Annotated in this window: 16 protein-coding genes; 8 read left to right on the forward strand and 8 right to left on the reverse strand. The window is 67.9% G+C overall.

Translation table 11 applies throughout. From position 1 onward, the window contains the following. Positions 1 to 85 precede the first annotated feature (85 nt). Both can and DW355_RS04960 read left to right on the forward strand, forming a co-directional pair. On the forward strand, positions 86 to 745 hold the full coding sequence (can, locus tag DW355_RS04955; protein WP_131278219.1) for a carbonate dehydratase: 660 nt from the start codon (positions 86 to 88) through the stop codon (positions 743 to 745). A 41-nt stretch (positions 746 to 786) separates the two neighbouring features. Next, positions 787 to 1,746, forward strand: a complete 960-nt coding sequence (locus tag DW355_RS04960; protein ID WP_131278220.1) for a LysR family transcriptional regulator — start codon at positions 787 to 789, stop codon at positions 1,744 to 1,746. 46 nt (positions 1,747 to 1,792) lie between these two features. Here the strand turns inward: DW355_RS04960 and DW355_RS04965 are convergent, their stop codons facing one another. Further along, entirely contained in the window at positions 1,793 to 2,581 is a 789-nt protein-coding gene (locus DW355_RS04965) for an SDR family oxidoreductase (RefSeq protein ID WP_131278221.1), read from the reverse strand. A gap of 482 nt (positions 2,582 to 3,063) precedes the next feature. Here DW355_RS04965 and thiC point away from each other — a divergent pair, with 482 nt between their 5' ends. Further along, on the forward strand, positions 3,064 to 4,953 hold the full coding sequence (thiC, locus tag DW355_RS04970) for a phosphomethylpyrimidine synthase ThiC (RefSeq protein ID WP_131278222.1): 1,890 nt from the start codon (positions 3,064 to 3,066) through the stop codon (positions 4,951 to 4,953). A gap of 48 nt (positions 4,954 to 5,001) precedes the next feature. Here the strand turns inward: thiC and DW355_RS04975 are convergent, their stop codons facing one another. Then, the gene (locus DW355_RS04975; RefSeq protein WP_131278223.1) at positions 5,002 to 5,757 is read right to left on the reverse strand and encodes an SDR family oxidoreductase; all 756 of its coding nucleotides are present in this window, start codon (positions 5,755 to 5,757) and stop codon (positions 5,002 to 5,004) included. Positions 5,758 to 5,856: 99 nt separating this feature from the next. Here DW355_RS04975 and DW355_RS04980 point away from each other — a divergent pair, with 99 nt between their 5' ends. Beyond that, positions 5,857 to 6,810, forward strand: a complete 954-nt coding sequence (locus DW355_RS04980; protein WP_131278224.1) for an AraC family transcriptional regulator — start codon at positions 5,857 to 5,859, stop codon at positions 6,808 to 6,810. A gap of 48 nt (positions 6,811 to 6,858) precedes the next feature. On the opposite strand, the gene DW355_RS04985 is transcribed toward DW355_RS04980, so the two are convergent. Beyond that, the gene (locus DW355_RS04985; protein WP_165493121.1) at positions 6,859 to 7,965 is read right to left on the reverse strand and encodes an AraC family transcriptional regulator; all 1,107 of its coding nucleotides are present in this window, start codon (positions 7,963 to 7,965) and stop codon (positions 6,859 to 6,861) included. A gap of 211 nt (positions 7,966 to 8,176) precedes the next feature. Between DW355_RS04985 and DW355_RS04990 the strand changes: the two genes are divergently transcribed. From DW355_RS04990 to DW355_RS05005, 4 genes are read left to right on the forward strand one after another with little or no spacing between them, the layout of a single operon-like run. Next, the gene (locus tag DW355_RS04990; RefSeq protein WP_131278225.1) at positions 8,177 to 9,358 is read left to right on the forward strand and encodes an isovaleryl-CoA dehydrogenase; all 1,182 of its coding nucleotides are present in this window, start codon (positions 8,177 to 8,179) and stop codon (positions 9,356 to 9,358) included. Positions 9,359 to 9,372: 14 nt separating this feature from the next. After that, positions 9,373 to 11,001 (forward strand): carboxyl transferase domain-containing protein, encoded by a 1,629-nt coding sequence (locus tag DW355_RS04995; protein WP_131278226.1) that lies wholly within the window; start codon positions 9,373 to 9,375, stop codon positions 10,999 to 11,001. A gap of 31 nt (positions 11,002 to 11,032) precedes the next feature. Beyond that, a complete protein-coding gene (locus DW355_RS05000; RefSeq protein WP_131282320.1) occupies positions 11,033 to 11,821 on the forward strand; it encodes an enoyl-CoA hydratase/isomerase family protein in 789 nt (262 codons plus the stop codon). A gap of 12 nt (positions 11,822 to 11,833) precedes the next feature. Then, on the forward strand, positions 11,834 to 13,951 hold the full coding sequence (locus DW355_RS05005; RefSeq protein ID WP_131278227.1) for an acetyl/propionyl/methylcrotonyl-CoA carboxylase subunit alpha: 2,118 nt from the start codon (positions 11,834 to 11,836) through the stop codon (positions 13,949 to 13,951). Positions 13,952 to 13,975: 24 nt separating this feature from the next. Here DW355_RS05005 and DW355_RS05010 read toward each other — a convergent pair whose 3' ends face one another. The 5 genes from DW355_RS05010 to DW355_RS05030 all read right to left on the reverse strand — a co-directional run bounded on the left by DW355_RS05010 (position 13,976) and on the right by DW355_RS05030 (position 18,979). After that, a complete protein-coding gene (locus DW355_RS05010; protein WP_131278228.1) occupies positions 13,976 to 14,938 on the reverse strand; it encodes a Bug family tripartite tricarboxylate transporter substrate binding protein in 963 nt (320 codons plus the stop codon). Positions 14,939 to 15,076: 138 nt separating this feature from the next. Continuing rightward, positions 15,077 to 16,027, reverse strand: a complete 951-nt coding sequence (locus DW355_RS05015) for a Bug family tripartite tricarboxylate transporter substrate binding protein (protein WP_131278229.1) — start codon at positions 16,025 to 16,027, stop codon at positions 15,077 to 15,079. Further along, positions 16,024 to 16,830, reverse strand: a complete 807-nt coding sequence (locus DW355_RS05020) for a citryl-CoA lyase (RefSeq protein ID WP_131278230.1) — start codon at positions 16,828 to 16,830, stop codon at positions 16,024 to 16,026. Before DW355_RS05020 ends, DW355_RS05015 begins: the two co-directional genes overlap by 4 nt. Positions 16,831 to 16,850: 20 nt before the next feature. Then, positions 16,851 to 17,744 (reverse strand): dioxygenase, encoded by an 894-nt coding sequence (locus DW355_RS05025; RefSeq protein WP_131278231.1) that lies wholly within the window; start codon positions 17,742 to 17,744, stop codon positions 16,851 to 16,853. 83 nt (positions 17,745 to 17,827) lie between these two features. Continuing rightward, positions 17,828 to 18,979, reverse strand: coding sequence for a CaiB/BaiF CoA transferase family protein (locus DW355_RS05030; RefSeq protein ID WP_131278232.1), 1,152 nt, complete (start codon positions 18,977 to 18,979; stop codon positions 17,828 to 17,830). Between the last annotated feature and the right edge of the window lie 56 nt (positions 18,980 to 19,035).

A 19,035-nucleotide genomic window follows, 5' to 3' on the forward strand; every position in this document is an offset into this window, starting at 1 on the left:
AGACGAGCGCATTCGCGCTGCCCAGCAGGCGGGGGCCGGGCCGATACGGATGCAGGGGGTGGACACATCGGGGAAAATACCGAACATGAACAAGACGCCTGCAGACCTCTTTGCCCACAACCGCGCCTGGGCCGCGCAGATGGAGCGCGAGCGCCCCGGTTTCTTCAGCGGCCTGCGCGCGCAGCAGCAGCCCAAGTACATGTGGATCGGCTGCTCCGACAGCCGTGTGCCTGCCAACCAGATCACGGGGCTGGAGCCGGGCGAAGTCTTTGTTCACCGCAATGTGGCGAACATCGTCGTCCACTCGGACCTCAACGCCTTGTCCACCGTGCAGTTCGCGGTGGAGCGCCTCAAGGTCGAGCACATCATGGTCGTGGGCCACTACGGCTGCAGCGGCGTGCAGGCCGCGCTCGAAGGGGCGCGCATCGGCCTGGCCGACAACTGGTTGCGCCATATCCAGGACGTGCGCGACCGCCACCGCGCCCTGCTCGACAGCCTGCCCGAAAAGCACCGCCACGATGCGCTGGTGGAGCTCAATGCCATCGAGCAGGTGGTGAATGTGGCTCAGACCACGGTCATGCTCGATGCGTGGTCCCGCGGCCAGAAGGTCACCCTGCACGGCTGGGTCTTCGGCCTGCACGACGGTCTCTTGCAGGACCTGAAGATCAGTGTGCAGAGCACCGAGACGCTGGAAGCGGTCTACCGCCAGGCCGTGGAGGGCGTGGCGCTGATGCCGCGCGGCTGAGGCCTCCACCATCTGAGGCCATCTGAAGCCGGGCCTGGACCGTGGACGAACTCCGCGCCATCACCACCTTCATCCGCGCCGCCGAGCTGGGTAGCTTCAACCGCGTCGCCCAGGTGCAGGGCACGACGGCGCAGGCGATCAGCAAGAGCATCCGCCAGCTGGAGCAGCACTTGGGTGTGCGCCTGTTCCATCGCACCACCCGCAAGAGTTCGCTCACCGAGGACGGCCAGCGCCTGCTGGTCTCGGTGCAGGACAGCCTACAGACCTTGACCGGCGCGATCCAGGGCGTGAAGGACGCGGCGCGCGGTCACGAGGGGCTGATCCGGGTCGGGGCGGGTGGGGCAGTGGGGCGCAAGGTGCTCTTGCCCCTCATCGCCGAGTTCCATCGGCTGCATCCGGGCGTGACCTTTGACCTCGTGCTGGAGGATGGCGCGACGGACATCGTCGAGGAACGCATAGACCTGGGCCTCAAGGCTGGCAATCCGCCGACGGCACAGGTCGTGTCGCGCCGTCTGTTTCCGATCCAGCTGATCGTCTGCGCGACGCCGGCCTACCTGGCCGAGCACGGTGCGCCTCAGACCCTGGCCGAACTGGCCCAGCATCACTGCATCGCCTATCGCCAACCTGGCACCGGCCGCCCCATGCCCTGGGAATTCCTGGTGAAGGGCGAAACCGTGCACCAGGCCACGCGGCACGTGGTGTGCTGCAGCGACCCGGAGGCCGAAATGCAGGCCGTGCTGCTGGGTTTGGGCCTGGGGCAGATCGACAGCATCAACGCGGCGGCCCCCCTCCGTTCCGGGGCCTTGATGCCCCTGCTGGTGCGCCACACCAGCGAACGCATGGGGCTGCACCTCTTCTATGCGCAGCGCAAGGACATGCCCCTGCGCGTGCGCCGCTTCATTGACTTCGTCGTGGAGCGCCTGCGTGGCCCGTCTCCTTTCCATGTGCCCGTCGCGGAGTTGCGGGCCTTGGAGCGGAGCGGGCGCCCCGCGCCCGACTGAGAGCGCCATCACGGCGCAGGGGCCCGGCCTTGGTGGGCGACGGTGCTCAGATGCCTTCCTTGGTGGGCATGATCACGACCTGTTGCAGGTTGACGTGCCTGGGCAATGACACGATGAAGCCCACGGTGGTGGCAATGTCCTCCGCTTTCAGGAACTCGATGGACTGGGCCGCGTTCTTGATCCAGTCGATGGCGCCCTGGAAGGTGAAGTGGCTCTGCAGCTCGGTCTCGGTGATGCCCGGTTCGATCACCGACACGCGGATGTTCTTGGGGCCCAGTTCCAGGCGCAGGTGGCGGCTCAGATGGCTGACGAAAGCCTTGGTGGCCGAATACACAGCGAAGTAACCATAGACATACTGCCCGGCGATGGACGAGGTGTTGACGAGGTCGACCACCTGACCTTGCGCCGCGGCTTCCTCGAGCTGGGGCACAAAGGCCTGGATCACGCGCATCGCACCCGTGACGTTCAGGTCGATCTGCGTTTCCCATTCAGCTTGGGGTTGTTGACCGATGGCGCCGGGCAGCATCAGCCCTGCGTTGTTGAAGACCAGGTTGGCGTTGCCGTAGGTACGGCGGACCTCGGCCGCGGCGGCCTCCACCGAGGCCGCGTCGGTCACGTCGGTGGCGATGGCCAAGGCGGTTCCGCCGAGCCGCCGGATCTCCGCGGCGACCTCGTCCAGTTGCGCCTTGCGACGCGCCAGCAAGGCGATTTTGGCGCCACGGGAGGCGAGCAGCATGGCCGCGGCGCGGCCCATGCCGCTGGATGCGCCGGTGATGACGGCGATGCGGTCGCTCAGGTCTTGGTGGATGGGGGAAGTGATGACAGAGGTGGACATGGTGATGCTCCTGAAGATGAAAGGACGTCGTTGTTCGACGGGAGCAACTTTAGAAATCCGTGCGTATTCCCGGTAGTAACTATCGGGAGGTATCAATCATCACTGTTGGTTGCCAATCGGGATGCCGCGCAACACCCTTTGCCCGCCTGCTCCGTTCCGGAGTCGCGTTCAAGAACTCAGGCAGTCCGGGAAAAATTGACCGAGGTCATGCTTAGATGCACATGGATTGCGCTACAGTCCCCTCGCCCGGGGTGCAGGCCTGACCTGCTGAGACGGTAATCCGAACCCGCGAACTTGATCCGGTTTGTACCGGCGTAAGAAGAGCCTGACTCAGCAGCCTGCGTTCCCGCGCATCCGCTGCCTGTCTGTCCCGCCTTGCTGGCCTGGGGAAACATCCCCGCCGTCCATGGTTCGCGTTCAGTGAACCGTCTTTGCTAGTCGTCTTCTCCGAGCAATTCCTCAACTTGCACGGAGACTGACTGATGAACGCACCGGATCGCCTCGATCAATTCCTCACCCTCACGCGCGCGCCCTTGCCGGCTTCGCGCAAGACCTGGCTCACCGGCTCGCGGCCGGACCTGCGCGTGCCCCTGCGCGAGATCGCGCTGAGCAATGGGGAGCGCGTCACGGTCTACGACACGTCCGGCCCTTACACGGACCCGCAAGCCGCCATCGACGTGCGCAAGGGCCTGCCCGCGCTGCGCGAGGCTTGGATAGCCGAGCGCGGTGACACCGAGGCCTACGTCGGCCGCGCGCCCTACGCCTTGGACGACGGCCTCAAGCGCGGCGAGACCGATGCCCTGGCCGCCTTGCGCGCCGAGGCTGCGGGCCTGCAGCGCGCGCCCCGTCGGGCAAAGGCCGGCGCCAACGTCACCCAGATGCACTACGCCCGCCGTGGCATCGTCACGCCCGAGATGGAATTCGTCGCGCTGCGCGAGAACCAGCGCCTGGCATGGACCCGCGACTACCTGGCCGACACCGCGCGCGAGCAGCGCCTGGCGGGGAACAGCTTCGGCGCCAGCATCCCGCCGATGGTGACACCCGAGTTCGTGCGCGACGAGGTGGCGCGGGGCCGCGCCATCATCCCGGCCAACATCAACCACCCCGAACTGGAGCCCATGGCCATCGGGCGCAACTTCCTGGTCAAGGTCAACGCCAACATCGGCAACTCGGCCGTCACGTCCAGCATCGAGGAGGAGGTGGAAAAACTGGTCTGGGCCACGCGCTGGGGCGCCGACACGGTGATGGACCTCTCCACCGGCCAGTACATCCACACCACGCGCGACTGGATCGTGCGCAACTCGCCCGTGCCCATCGGCACCGTGCCCATCTACCAGGCGCTGGAAAAAGTGGGCGGCGTGGCCGAAGACCTGACGTGGGACATCTTCCGCGACACGCTGATCGAACAGGCCGAGCAAGGCGTGGACTACTTCACCATCCACGCGGGGGTTCGTTTGCCCTTCATCCACCTGACGGCCAACCGCGTCACGGGCATCGTTTCGCGCGGCGGTTCCATCATGGCCAAATGGTGCATCGCCCACCACCAGGAGAGCTTTCTCTACACGCACTTCGAAGACATCTGCGAGATCATGAAAGCCTACGATGTGAGCTTCTCGCTCGGCGATGGCTTGCGCCCCGGCAGCGGCGCGGACGCGAATGACGAAGCCCAGTTCGCCGAGCTGCGCACCCTGAGCGAGCTCACGCAGATCGCTTGGAAGCATGATGTTCAGACCATGATCGAAGGCCCGGGCCACGTGCCCATGCACCTGGTGCAGGCGAACATGACGGAGCAGCTGAAGCACTGTGGCGAGGCGCCCTTCTACACGCTTGGGCCGCTGACCACGGACATCGCACCCGGCTACGACCACATCACCAGCGGCATCGGCGCGGCCATGATCGGCTGGTTCGGCACGGCCATGCTCTGCTACGTCACGCCCAAGGAGCACCTGGGCCTGCCCGACCGCGAGGACGTGAAGACCGGCCTCATCACTTACAAGATCGCAGCCCACGCGGCCGACGTGGCCAAGGGCCATCCGGGTGCGCGGGCACGCGACGACGCGCTGTCCAAGGCACGCTTCGAGTTCCGCTGGATGGACCAGTTCAACCTCTCGCTGGACCCGGAGACCGCGCAGAAATTCCACGACGAAACGCTCCCGAAGGACGCAGCCAAGGTGGCGCATTTCTGCTCCATGTGCGGGCCGAAGTTCTGCTCGATGAAGATCACGCAAGAGGTGCGCGAGTTCGCCAAGACGCAGGGCGTGAGCGACGGCGAGGCACTGGACGCAGGCATGGCGCAGAAGTCGGCCGAGTTCCGCCGCCAGGGTGGTGAGATCTACATCCCGATCGAGCCGGTGGCCCCATCCTCGCGCTGAACACGCCCACGCGGGGTCGCATCGCGTCGCAAGTGCGGCCTGGCTGGATCAGGCGGCCGCCAGCGCAAGCGCGTCGGCACCCGCGGGCAGACGCATCGGCGCGGCCGGGTCCGTCACGGCGCGCCACACGGCCTCGCTCACGTCTTGGGCGCGCGTGACCGGCGTGTGGGTGTCACGCACCGCGGCGAATACACGGGCCTGGAAGTCCGCGTAGGCCGCGTGGGGTTCGCCAGCCATGCTCTGGCGCGCGTTGTCGCCGAAGCGGGTCTCGGGCGCGCGGCCCGGCAGAACGAGGTGTGCGCGGATGCCGAAGGGCGCGAGTTCCAGCGCCAGCGATTCGGTGAAGGCATTCACCGCCGCCTTGCTGCCGGTGTAGATCGAGAGCAGCGGCAAGGGCTTGAGCGTCACGCTCGAGGTCACGTTCACGATCACGCCGGCTTGCCGCTGCCGGAACTGCGGCAGCACGGCCTGCGTCATCGCCATCGTGCCCAGGGTGTTGGTGTCGAAGATCGCGCGTGCCTGGTCCAGCGTCACGCCTTCCAGGGGCGCCAGCAGACCCACGCCGGCGTTGTTGACCAGGGCATCGATCGGTCCGGCGGCCTCGACGCACTCGCGGATGCTGGTGGCGTTGGTCACGTCAAGCGGCAGCACCCGCAGCCGCTCCGAGCGCGGCAGCAGGTCTGCACGCGGCACGCGCATCGTTGCGATCACGTGCCATCCTTGGTCGAGAAAGAAACGCGCGGCATCGAGGCCGAACCCGGACGAGCAGCCCGTGATCAGGAGGGTGGAGGTAGAGGAGGACATCACAAGTTCCAGCGGGTGGTTGCAGAAGTCCAGACGATAGGGCTCGGACGCAGGACTTTCTATAATGAAAAGTCCATTTATTTGTAGAGAAAGTACGGAATGGTGGATCCCATGGCGGAAGTTGTGGCCCTGCTGAAGCCGGGCGCGCTGTTTTCCAAGCTCGTCGTGGCGTCGGCCCCCTGGGCCGTGCGCCGCGCCGAATTGGGCCAACCTTTCTACATGGCTGTGCTCGAAGGCCGCTGTTTTCTGACGGTGGATGGCGAGGAAGGGGGCCGGGCGGGTGGCGAAACGATCACGCTGGAAGCAGGTGACTTCGTGCTGATCCCCGCGGTGCGCGGTTTCGCGACATCCAGCCTGGACCGGTTGCCGCCCCGCGCGGGCGAAGCGGTTGCCACGCCGATCGTGCCCATGCCTGGGGGCGCCCGGGTCGGCGACCCGGCGGGCGCGGTGGATGTGCGCCTGCTGGTTGGCCATTGTGAGTTCGGCTCGCCCGATGCCGCCTTGCTGGTGCCCTTGCTGCCCCGGTGGCTGCACGTGCGCGGGGAAGACCGCCTTGCGACGCTGGCTCAGTTGGTGGGCGAAGAGTCCCGCGCCGACCGACCCGCGCGCGAGATCGTCATGGCCCGTCTGCTCGAAGTGCTGCTCGTGGAAGCCTTCCGTTCCACGGCCAGCGTCGCCGCTTCGCCGGGGCTGGTGCGCGGACTGGCCGATCCCAAGCTCGCACCGGCCCTGCGCCGCATGCACGGGCGCCCCGGCGACGGTTGGAGCATCGCGCAGCTCGCGCGCGAAGCGGCGCTTTCGCGTTCGGCTTTCTTCCAGCGATTCCAGCGCGCCGTCGGCATGGCGCCGATGAGCTACCTGCAGGCTTGGCGCATGGCGCTGGCCAAGCAGCTGCTGCGAGAGGGTGAGAACGCCATCACGAACATCGCCGAGCGCGTCGGCTACGGCTCGGTCAGTGCCTTTGGTGTGGCTTTCACGCGCTACGTGGGCGTGCCACCCGGACGTTACGCCCGAGGGGAGGCCCGGCAAGACGCTGCGCAGGCACTCGCCTGAGTTCTGGGCTTCTCCAAGGACGCAAGGCAGACGACGGACCAGGCCCGGCTATGGCGTCAGCTCCTGGGCCTGCCGCCGGAACTCCGAGGGGCTCTGGCCCGTCCACACGCGGAAGGCGCGGGCAAAGCTCTTCTCGTTCCGAAAGCCCGCCGCCTGCGCGACTTGCTTGATGGAGCGCTGCGTTCGTCGCAGCAGGTCCTCGGCCCGGCCACGGCGGGCCTCGTCCTTCAGGGCCTGAAGGTTCAGTCCTTCGGCTTGCAACTGACGGTGCAGGGTGCGCGGCGAGAGGTGCAACTGCAGCGCCAAGGTCTGAGCGGTGTGCGCGTGATCGGCGTCCGTGCCGTGGGGCCGCAAGGCCTCGCGCACCTGCTGGCCCAGCAGGCGGTCGCGCCGATAGGGGCGCACCGTCAGAGGCAGGGCGCGCTGGAGCATGACGCGCAGCGCGGCCTCGTCGCGCCGCAAGGGCAGGGCCAGGTAGCTGGCGTCGAAGCACAGCGCGGTCTGCGTCACCCTCGCCTGGGGCGTGTCGAAGTGCACGGGGCCGGGGAACATCAGCGCATACGCGTCGGCGTGCGCGGGCGCGGCGTAGGGGAAACACACCGAGCGCAGAGCCAGGCCTGAGTCGATGGCCCAGCTCGCGTAGCCGAGCAGAAAGCGCAAGGTGGACACCAGGCAGAACTCGCGCAGGGCCGGGGCGGGGAAGCGCCCGGGGCGCCGTTCCTCGATGCACACCGAGGCCAGGCCCTGGTCCACGGCCAGGTGCAAGACGATGTCGTCCACCAGCAGGCGGTGGTGGCGGCACCAGCGCTTGAGCGCCACGCCCAGATTGGGCGCCGTGATGGAGGCTCGGCACAGCAGGCCGTGGCTGCCCCAGGGCAGCCGGCGCGCGAACCAGCCCAGGGCCTCGTCGTCCAGTTCCTGCATGGCGTGCGCGTTGAGCGCTTCGAATTGCGCGGCGCTGACGCGGGCGTCCACGCGTGCCAGATCGGATGGCGTGATTTGTGCCGCCTGCAGAGCAGCCATCGGGTCCTTGCCCTGGTCCACATAGGCGTGTGCGATGGACCGCACGAAAGCCATGGGCGTGGCGGAACGCCCGGTTTTGCCGCTTCGGGCCGATCGAGCCGCGGCGGTGGTGCTTTGGAGGGTGTTGGGCATCGTGGGTGGAGCGCGCCGGGTCGATCGGGACGGAGATCGGCCGACCTGCTGGGGCTTACCCTGGGTTCCGCGACGTGGCGCAATTTGCAACCATTCTGGCACCAAATGCGCCGCCATACCGCCTAAGCTGCGGAGCCAGAACTCGGCGTCCAGGCGCTTGGCCTGGACGCCGCACCGACAAGAAAGGCCGCCCGGCCAAGGAGACACGCGCATGCCCGCACGCCCATTGCCCGGCCTGGACTTCGGCCTGGGCGACACCTTGAACGAGCTGCGCCAAGCCGTGGCCGACTTCTGCGCCGTGGAGATCGCCCCGCGCGCCGCCGCCATCGACCGCGACAACCATTTCCCGCGCGAACTCTGGGCCCGGCTCGGCAGCATCGGCCTGCACGGCATGACGGTGGCCGAGGAATACGGCGGGGTCGACCTCGGCTACCTGGCCCACATCATCGCCATGGAGGAAGTCTCGCGGGCCTCGGCCTCGGTGGGTTTGTCGTACGGCGCGCATTCCAACCTCTGCGTCAACCAGATCCACCGCAACGGCAATACAACCCAGAAGAAAAAGTACCTGCCCAGGTTGATCAGTGGCGAGCATGTGGGCGCGCTGGCCATGAGCGAGCCCAACGCGGGCAGCGACGTGGTGAGCATGAAGCTCAAGGCCGAGCCGAAGAACGGCTACTACCTGCTCAGCGGCGGCAAGATGTGGATCACCAATGGCGGGGACGCCGACGTGCTGGTGGTGTACGCCAAAACAGAAATCGAGCTTGGCGCCCGCGGCATGACCGCCTTCATCGTCGAAAAAGGCTGGCCCGGCTTCACGCACGGCGCCAAGCTGGACAAGCTGGGCATGCGGGGCAGCAACACCTATCCGCTCTTTTTCGACCACTGCGAAGTGCCCGAGGCCAATGTGCTGGGCGGCGTGGGCAACGGTGCCAAGGTGCTGATGAGTGGCCTGGACTACGAGCGCGCCGTGCTCAGCGGCGGACCACTGGGCATCATGGCCGCCTGCATGGACGCGGTGCTGCCCTATGTGCACGAACGCCAGCAGTTCGGCCAGAGCATCGGCGAGTTCCAGCTCATGCAGGGCAAGCTGGCCGACATGTACAGCACCTGGCAGGCCTGCCGCGCCTATGTTTATGCCGTGGGCCGCGCTTGTGACAGCGCCGCGCACGCGCGTACCCTGCGCAAAGACGCGGCCGGGGCCATCCTCTACGCCGCCGAGAAGGCAACGTGGATGGCGGGCGAGGCCATCCAGACCCTGGGCGGCGTGGGCTACACCCGGGACTTCCCGGTCGAACGTCTGTGGCGCGACGCCAAGCTGTATGAGATCGGCGCGGGCACCAGCGAAATCCGCCGCATGCTGATCGGTCGTGAGCTGTACGCCGAGACGGCCTGACCCCAAGGGCCGCCATGAGCAAGCTGATTTCCCAACTCAACCCGCGCGCGGCATCCTTCCAGGCCAACGTCGCCGCCATGCGCGCGCTGGTGGAGGATCTGCGCGCGCAGTTCGCTCGGGTGGAACAGGGTGGAGGCGACATCGCTCGCGCCAAGCATGTCGCCCGCGGCAAGCTGTTGCCACGCGAGCGCGTGCAGCAACTGCTGGACCCGGGCTCGCCCTTTCTGGAAATCGCGCCGCTGGCCGCGCATGCGATGTACGGCGACGAGGCGCCCGGCGCGGGCCTGATCGCGGGCATCGGCCGCGTGAGTGGCGTGGACTGCATGATCGTCTGCAACGACGCCACGGTGAAGGGCGGCACCTATTACCCGATGACGGTCAAGAAGCACCTGCGCGCGCAGGAGATCGCCGAAGCCAACCGCCTGCCCTGCATCTACTTGGTGGATTCGGGCGGGGCCAACCTGCCCAACCAGGACGAGGTGTTTCCCGACCGTGACCATTTCGGGCGCATCTTCTACAACCAGGCGCAGATGTCCGCGCTGGGCATCGCCCAGGTCGCCGTGGTCATGGGCAGTTGCACGGCGGGCGGTGCCTACGTGCCGGCCATGAGTGACGAGTCCATCATCGTGCAGGGGCAAGGCACCATCTTCCTGGGCGGCCCGCCCTTGGTGAAGGCCGCCACGGGCGAGGTGGTCAGCGCCGAAGACCTGGGCGGGGGCGACGTGCACACGCGGCTGTCGGGCGTGGCCGATCACCTGGCCCGTGACGACCTGCACGCGCTGGCCCTGGCGCGGCAGGCCGTGGCGAACCTGAACGTCGCGCGCGAGGTGCCGATCGCCACTGCCGACATTCCGCCCCAGGCTCCCACCTATGCCGCCGAGGAACTGCATGGCCTCATTCCGATGGACGAAGCAGGCCGGCAAAGCCGCAAGCCCTTCGACGTGCGCGAGGTCATCGCCCGCATCGTGGATGGCTCGGAGTTTCACGAATTCAAAGCCCGCTTCGGCGCGACCCTGGTCTGCGGCTTTGCCCACATCGAGGGCATGCCGGTGGGCATCGTGGCGAACAACGGCATCCTGTTCAGCGAGAGCGCGCAGAAAGGCGCGCACTTCATCGAACTCTGTGGTCAGCGCAAGGTGCCTTTGGTCTTTCTGCAGAACATCACCGGTTTCATGGTCGGACGCAAGGTCGAGAACGAGGGCATCGCCCGCCATGGCGCCAAGATGGTGACGGCGGTGGCCACCGTCAATGTGCCCAAGTTCACCGTCATCATCGGTGGCAGCTTTGGCGCGGGCAACTACGGCATGTGCGGGCGCGCCTTCTCGCCGCGTTTCCTGTGGATGTGGCCCAACGCGCGCATCGGTGTCATGGGCGGTGAACAGGCCGCCAGCGTGCTGGCGACCGTCAAGCGCGATGGCATCGAAGCCAAGGGCGGAGCGTGGAGCGCCGAGGAAGAAGCGGCCTTCAAGACCCCCATCCAGGCGCAGTACGAAGCGCAGGGGCACCCGTATTACGCGACGGCGCGTCTCTGGGACGACGGCATCATCGATCCGGCCGACACGCGACGCGTACTCGCCTTGGGCCTGGCGGCGGCGCGTCATGCGCCGGTGCCCGAGCCCAGGTTCGGCGTGTTCCGCATGTGAGATGGGGCTGGCCTACGAGGAGACCACGCGCATGAAAGACTTCCACACCCTGGACGTGGACCTGCAAGGCCCCGTGGCGCGGATCTGGCTGAATCAGCCCGAGACGCGCAACGCCTTCGACGACACCCTGGTCACCGGGCTCACGCGTGCCTTCACCCTCGCGGGAGAAGCGCGCGAGGTGCGCGTCGTGGTGCTGGGCGCGCACGGCCCGGCCTTCTGCGCCGGCGCCAACCTGCGCTGGATGCAGCGCATGGCCGGCTACACGCATGAAGACAACCTGGCCGACGCGGCCCGCCTGGCCGGCATGTTGCGCACCATCGCCGAATGCCCCAAGCCCGTGATCGCCCGCGTGCAGGGTGACGCCTACGCGGGTGGCGTGGGCCTGGTCGCGGCCTGCGACATGGCCGTGAGCGCGGACCAGGCCGGCTACTGCCTGAGCGAAACGCGCATTGGCCTGGTGCCCGCGACCATCAGCCCCTATGTGATGCGCGCAATGGGTGCGCGCGCCGCGCAGCGCTACTTCCTCACCGCCGAACGTTTTGCCGCCACCGAGGCCCATCGCATCGGCCTGGTCCACGAGGTGGTGGCCGCCGAGGCGCTGGACGCGAAAGTCAACGAACTGACCCACGCCTTGTGCGAAGCCGGCCCTGCGGCCGTGCGGGCCTGCAAGCGACTCATCGCCGGCGTGGCCGGGCGCGAGATCGACGACGCCCTGATTGACTGGACGGTCGAGGGCATCGCCGACATCCGCGCCAGCAGCGAAGGCCGCGAAGGCGTGCTGGCCTTCCTGGAAAAACGCAAGCCGTCCTGGCTGGGGTGATGGAGGTACGGCATGTTCAAAAAGATACTTATCGCCAACCGCGGTGAAATCACCTGCCGCGTCGCAGCCACCGCGCGGCGCCTGGGTATTCGCACGGTGGCCGTTTACTCGGACGCCGACGTGCACGCCAAGCATGTCCGTGCCTGCGACCAGGCCGTGGCTATCAGTGCCACGCCCGGCGGCAATGCGCCGCAGGACAGCTACCTGCGCATCGAGGCCATCCTGGCGGCGGCGCGCGCCACGGGGGCCGAGGCCATCCATCCCGGCTACGGTTTTCTCTCCGAGAACGAGGATTTCGCGCGCGCCTGCGCCGCGGCGGGCCTGGTCTTCATCGGCCCGCCGCCCTCGGCCATTCAGGCCATGGGCCTGAAGGCCGAGGCCAAGCGCCTGATGGAACAGGCGGGCGTGCCCCTGGTGCCGGGCTACCACGGCGCGGACCAGAGCCCCGAACTGCTGCGGCGCGAGGCCGCGGCCATCGGTTATCCCGTGCTGATCAAGGCCAGCGCGGGTGGCGGCGGCAAGGGCATGCGCGTGGTCGACCGCGCTCAGGATTTCGACGCCGCGCTTGAGGCCTGCCGACGCGAAGCTGCACGCAGCTTTGGGGACGAGGCGGTGCTGATCGAGAAATACCTGCAGCGCCCGCGCCACATCGAAATCCAGGTCTTCACCGACACCCAGGGGCAAGGTGTCTATCTGTTCGAACGCGACTGCTCCGTGCAGCGCCGGCACCAGAAGGTGCTGGAAGAAGCGCCGGCCCCGGGCCTGTCCGACACCTTGCGTCGCCAGATGGGCCGTGCGGCGCTGAGTGCGGCGCAGGCGGTCGGTTATGTGGGCGCGGGCACGGTGGAGTTCATCGTCGAACAGAACGGTCCGATGAAGTTCTACTTCATGGAGATGAACACCCGCCTGCAGGTGGAGCACCCGGTGACCGAGGCCATCACCGGCCTGGACCTGGTGGAGTGGCAGTTGCGCGTGGCGGCCGGCCAATCCCTGCCCCTGACGCAGGATCAGTTGCGCATCAATGGTCATGCCATCGAGGCGCGCCTCTGCGCCGAGAACCCGGACACCGGTTTCCTGCCTGCCACGGGACGCCTGGCCGTGTACCGCAAGCCGCCCGCGGCCTGCTTCACACGGGCTGACGCGACGACAGGCTTCGTGCGTGTGGACGACGGCGTGGAAGAAGGCGACGAGATCACGCCCTGGTACGACCCCATGATCGCCAAGCTCATCGTGCACGGCGCCACCCGCGAGGAAGCCTTGGCCCGGCTGGATGCGGCGCTGGCGCGGGTGCACATTGTCGGCGTGGTCAACAATGTGCAGTTCCTGCGCCACGTGCTGGCGACACCCTCCTTCGCTCAGGCCAGGTTGGACACGGGCCTGATCGAGCGCGAAAGCGCCCGGCTGTTCGGGCGCGAGCCGCTGGGCCTGCCCTTGAGGGTCGCGGCCGTGGTGGCGCGCATCCTGGCGGACGAGAGAGCTGACGCCGTGGCAATGACGGATCGGTCAGGCGCGACGCCCTCCCCGTTCGCGCGCCGCGATGGATGGCGGGCCTGGGGTCAGGCCAAGCGGCGTTTCGATTTCGTGTTGCCGCAAGGCGTGGCCCCGGCCTCCGCCCCGGATGTGGGCGCGGCGCGCACCCTGGGTGCCGAACTGCGCTATGGGCCGGGCTTGGGTCTGGCGTGGACCCTGCGCATCGGCGCGCGGAGCGATGCGGTGGAAGGGACCTTGTCGTTCCAGGTGCTGCCCGACGGCGGGTTGGACCTGGCGTTTGCGGGCGAGCGCCAGACCGTGGCCGTGCACGCGACCCGACCCGCGCTCGGGGGCCCCACCGGGTGGCAGGTGTTTGGCGCCGAGGGGGCGGGGAGTATCGACCTGATCGATCCGCTGACCCAGGTGGGCGGGGCGCAAGCCGAGGGTGGACGCCTGGCCGCGCCCATGCCGGGCAAGGTCGTGTCCTTCGCCGTGCAGGCGGGGGACCAAGTCCGCCAGGGCGAGGTGCTGGCCGTGATGGAAGCCATGAAGATGGAGCACGCCATCACCGCGCCCACCGATGGCCGCGTGGCGGAACTGCTCTATGCCCCCGGCGATCAGGTGGCCGAGGGCGCCGAACTACTGCGCTTGGCGGACTGAGCCACCTGGCGGGGGCGTGACTCCTCAATCCACCCGGATGTTCTTGGCCTTCACGATGCGGCTGTAGATGCCCGCGTCGCGCTGGATGGCCTCGGCCATTTCCGCGCGGCTCAGGCCCAGCGGCTCGCTATTCAGTTCACGGATGCGGCGCGACAGTTCCGGGTCCCGGCTGGCTTCGACGAACACCGCGTTGATGCGGTTCACGATGGCCGCCGGCGTGGCCGAGGGCGCCCAGATACCGTGCCAGGACATCATCGACAAGCCAGGCACCACCTCGGCCAGCGTGGGCACATTGGGCAAGGCGGCGAAACGCGTGGGGCCGGAGTAAGCCAGCGCGACGGCTTTGCCGCTGCTGATCAACGGGAAGCCGGTGGCGATGGGTTCCATCAGCGTGTCCACCTGGCCACCCACGATGTCGGCGATGGGGCTGGCGCGGTAGGGCACGTGCACCATCTGGGTCCCGGTCTCGTCCTTGAACCATTCCACGATCAGGTGCGAGGGGCTGCCGGCGCCGTAGGACGCGTGCGAGAGCGTGCCTGGCTTGGCCTTGGCGGTGGCCAGCAGTTCCTGGATGGTCTTGGCGCCGCCTTCGGGCTTGGCGATCAGCACCAGGCCCTGGCGCATGGTGGTGGCCACGGGCGTCAGATCCTTGGCGGGGTCGTAGGGCAGCTTGCTGTAGATGTAGGGATTGATCGTGAACGCGGTCGACAGGTTGTAGAGCAGGGTGTAGCCGTCGCCGGACGCCTTGGCCACCGTGTCCGTGGCCAGATTGCCCGCGGCCCCCGGCTTGTTGTCGATGATCACGGGCTGGCCCAGTTTCTTGGACGCGTAGTCGCCGTAGAGGCGCGCGAAGATGTCGGGCGGCGTGCCCGCCGCGAAGCCCACCACGATGCGGATGGGTTTGGACGGCCAGGCCTCCTGGGCCGATGCCAGGCCGCAGGCCAGGCTGATGCAGAGGCCGATCCACCAGTGAATTCTTGAACGCATGTTTGTCTCCTGTCGCGGGTCGTGCCCGCTTCTCTGTATAGGTCTGTCGAGGTCGCGTTGGGGGGCCAAGGGGTTTTCCTGGCAGGCCGGACTCCTTTCGTCTTGGGCTGGCGGGTGTGCGGTGTGCCCTGGGCGTGCTCAGTTGATCTGCGCGCCCGAACGCTTGACGGCCTCGCCCCACTTGGCGATTTCGGCCGCGCCGAAGCTGGCCATGGCGCTGTCGCCCATGTCGGCCTGTTCGATGCCCTGGGCCGCCAGCTTCTCGCGCGTCTCGGGTTGGGCCAGCACCGCGCGGGTGGCCTTGCGCAGGGCATCGCGCCGCGCGGCGGCCAGGCCGGCGGGGCCGTACAGCATGAACCAGGCCACCAGGTCGAAGTCGGGCACGCCCTGTTCCATCAGCGTGGGCACCTCAGGCGCCGCAGCGCTGCGCTTGGCGCCCGACACGCCCAGCGCGCGCAGCTTGCCCGCGCGAATGTGCGGCAGCACGGCGGCTGGGTGGTAGAACATGAACTGCACATTGCCCGCCATCAGCTCGGTCATGGCCTGGGCGCCATCGCGGTAGGGCACGTGCACGAAGTTCTTGCCCAGGCGCACATTGAGCAGTTCGCCCGCCAGGTGGCCCGAGGTGCCATTGCCCGCGGAGGCGAAGTTGATGTTGGGGTCCGTGGCACGGGCCAGATCGACCACACTCTTCCATGGCGAGGCGGCGGGCACGACCAGCAAGGTGGGCGTGGCGCCCACGAAGCCCAGCGGCACGAAGTCGCGCAGCGGGTCATAGCTCAGGTTCTTGAACAGCGAGGCGTTGATGGCGTGCGTGCCCACCGTGCCCAGCACCAAGGTCTGACCATCGGCCGTGGCCTTGGCCACCTGGTCGGAGCCGATGCTGCCGCCCGCGCCGGGTTTGTTTTCCACGATCACCGGCTGGCCGAGTTGCTTGCCCAGGCTGTCGGCCAGCACACGGCCGACGATGTCGGTGGTGGTGCCGGCGCCGAAGGGCACGACGATCTTCATGGCGCGTGCGCCGGGCACTTGAGCCCGCGCGGCCTGGCTGGCCAGCAGCAGGCTGGCGATCATCAGACGACGTTTCATGGTTGAGCTCCGAATCCTTGGGGGGTTTGACCTTCGTACTGCAGTTCGCGCGTGGCCTGGTAGGACAGCGCGAAGCCGCTGGGCGTTTCGGCTTCTTCGGCCAGATGCGCGATCAGCCCCGCAGTGCGCGCGAGGATGGGCACGCCGCGCAGCGACACGACCGGGAAACCCACGCCCAGCAGCACCGCGGGAATGGCGGCCGAGACATTCATGCGCAGGTCCTTGCCCACGATAGGGGAAATAGCGCGCTCCAGCGCCTGGGCGATGCGCACGTAACGCAGATCGGCACCGGCCTCGGTGGCGACGGCGATCAGCCGGCCCACACGCGGGTCCACCGCCTTGTGCAAGGGGTGGCCGTAGCCGGGGATGGCGCGGCCCTGGGTCTTGAGTTCGCGCAGTGCGGCCTCGGCGGCTTCAGCGTCGCTGGCGCCGGCCTGCATGCGCTGTTCCACGTCGAGGAACAGGCGCCCCGCCGTCTCCGACGCGCCCAGGATGACCGAGCCGCAACCCAGGATGCCCGCCGCCACAGCGCCCTGCAGCGCGTCCGGCGCGGCGGCGTAGGTCATGCGGCTGGCCTGAACGCTGGGCACGAAGCCGTGCTCCGCGATCGCCACCAGCGTGGCGTTGAGCACGGCGCTGGCCGCGGCATCAGGTTTTCTGCCCGTCAGCAGCAGGAAGAAGTAGTCGGCGAAGTTGAGGTGACCGATGGCGTCCTGGCACAGGTCCAGGCCGCGCACCACGATGGTGTGTTCGTCCGAGGTGCAGATGGCCGTGCGGGGCACGGTGTTCTTGCCGATTTTCATGGCGTGTGTCGCTTTCTCCGTTAGGCGGGCTCGAGCCGGAAGTCGTAGTGGGCCGACCAGTAGGGGGTGTCGATGGCGCGTCCATCGGGGGCCTTGCCGGCCGGGTGCGACTCGAAATCCACGACCAGGCTGGGGCGCACGCCGAACACGGCGTCCGAATCGATGTACGGGCTGTTGGCCACGAAAAGGTGGGTGGTCAGCGTGACGTGGCCGGGTGTGTAGACCTTCATGTGGATGTGGCCCGGGCGGTTCGGGTGGCGGCCCATGCCGTCCAGCATGCGGCCCACCGGGCCATCCACCGGCACGGGGTAATAGCTGGGCTTGATGGACCAGAACCAGTAGCGTCCCTGCGTGTCGGTGCGGATGCGCGCCCGCGCGGCCATGCCGGCGCCGTCGACCTGCATGTCGTAGACGCCCTCGCCATCGCCGCTCCAGATGTCCAGGGTCGCACCCGCCAGGGGTTGGCCTCGGGTGTCGGTGACACGGCCACTGTAGAACGCGGGTTCGCCCGGTACGCCGGGGGCGATGTCCGAACCCAGCGGCAGGATGGGTGCGCCTTCCCAGTAGTAGGGGCCTTGCACCGTGGCTTCGGTGGCCGGCGTGGGGCTGTGGCCGCCGTTGCCGGCATTGCGCCTGGCGGCGCGCATCTGGTCGAGCATCACGACCATCATGGAGGCGCCCAGCGTGTCGGACAGCAGGATGAATTCCTGACGCTTGTCGGTGCAGGCCTGGCCGGTGGCGGTCAGGAACTGGATGGCGGTCATCCACTCGTCGGGGCTCAGGTCCACCTCGCGGATGAAGGCGTGCAGGTGCTGGATCAGCGAGGTCATCACCTGCTTGAAACGCGGGTCCTTCGCGTCGGACAGGCGTTGCAGCACGGCCTGCGTCAGGTCATCTTCGGTCATCGGGGTCATGTTGTCTCGTCTCCTTCGTTGTGTTTCTCACGCGATCCCTGATCGCTTCTTGCCGGGCTGGGCCGCGTAGGGTCAAGCCAGGCTCAAGCGCCTTGCTTCAAGCGCCGCCTGATCGGTCCGACGATGGCCTCGTCGTCCGCGCCCAGCAGGGGCGGCGCCGTAACCTGCAGGGCGCGCTCACCGTCGAAGCTCACGGGCGAGCGGATGGTCCGCCACTCGCCGCCCTCCGGATGCGGCGCGCTCACTTCCAGCTGCAGATGCCTGGCCTGCGGGTCCTGCATGGCCTCCTGGGTGTCGTACATGGGAGCGTGGGGCACGTCCTCGGTTTCAAGGCGCGTGCACCAGGCCGCGCGGTCGCGCTGGCGGAACAGGTCGCCCAGCAGCGCGATCAGTTCATCCTGGTGAGCGATGCGGCCCTCTCGATCAGCGAAACGAGGGTCCTGAAAGAGCGTGGGCCGCTCGATCGCGTTGGCCAGGCCTTGCCAGAACTTCTCGGGCGAGGACATGTGCAGCGCGATCCACTTGCCGTCGCCGCATTCGAGCACATAGGACTGCGACACGCTGGGGCGGCTGAACGGCCCCATCACTTCGCCCTCGGAGAAGTAATGCGTGAAGGCGTCGAGGTTGAAGTGCGTCATGGCCTCCAGCATCGACACCTCGACCTTGCGGCCCTGGCCGGTGCGCCCGCGTTCCACCAGCGCGCCCAGCACGCCGTAGGCGGCATAGAAGCCCGTCAACGCGTCGGCGATCGCCGGACCGACCACGCGCGGGTTGGCCGGGTTGATCAGCAGCTTGAGGAAGGCGCTGGCCGCCTGGGCCACGGTGTCGTAGGCCGGGCGCGCGGCGGCGGGGCCGGTGGGGCCGAAGCCGCTGATGGCGCAGTAGACCAGCCGGGGGTTGAGCCCGCGCAGCCGCGCCTCGCCCGCGCCCAGTCGCTCGGCCGCGCCGGGGCGGAAGTTCTGGATGTAGACATCCGCGTCCTTGACCAGCTCGTCGAACACGGCCGCGTCCTCGGGCAGCTTGGGGTTCAGCGTGATGCTGCGCTTGTTGCGGTTGTAGGTCTGGAAGTGCGGGCTGTAGAGCCCACCGCGAAAGGCGCGGAAGGGGTCGCCCGTGCCGGGCTGCTCGATCTTGACGACCTCGGCACCCAGGTCGGCGAGGAACATGCCGGCAGCCGGCCCGGTGATGAAGGTGCCTTGTTCCAGGACCTTGATCCCGCTGAGGACTTGGTGCATCGACTATGTCTCCTGGTATTTTTCTTGTGCGGGCGGATGAACGGAAATCAGGCTGA

It is taken from the genome of Hylemonella gracilis (genome assembly GCF_004328645.1).
Taxonomy (GTDB): domain Bacteria; phylum Pseudomonadota; class Gammaproteobacteria; order Burkholderiales; family Burkholderiaceae_C; genus Hylemonella; species Hylemonella gracilis_B.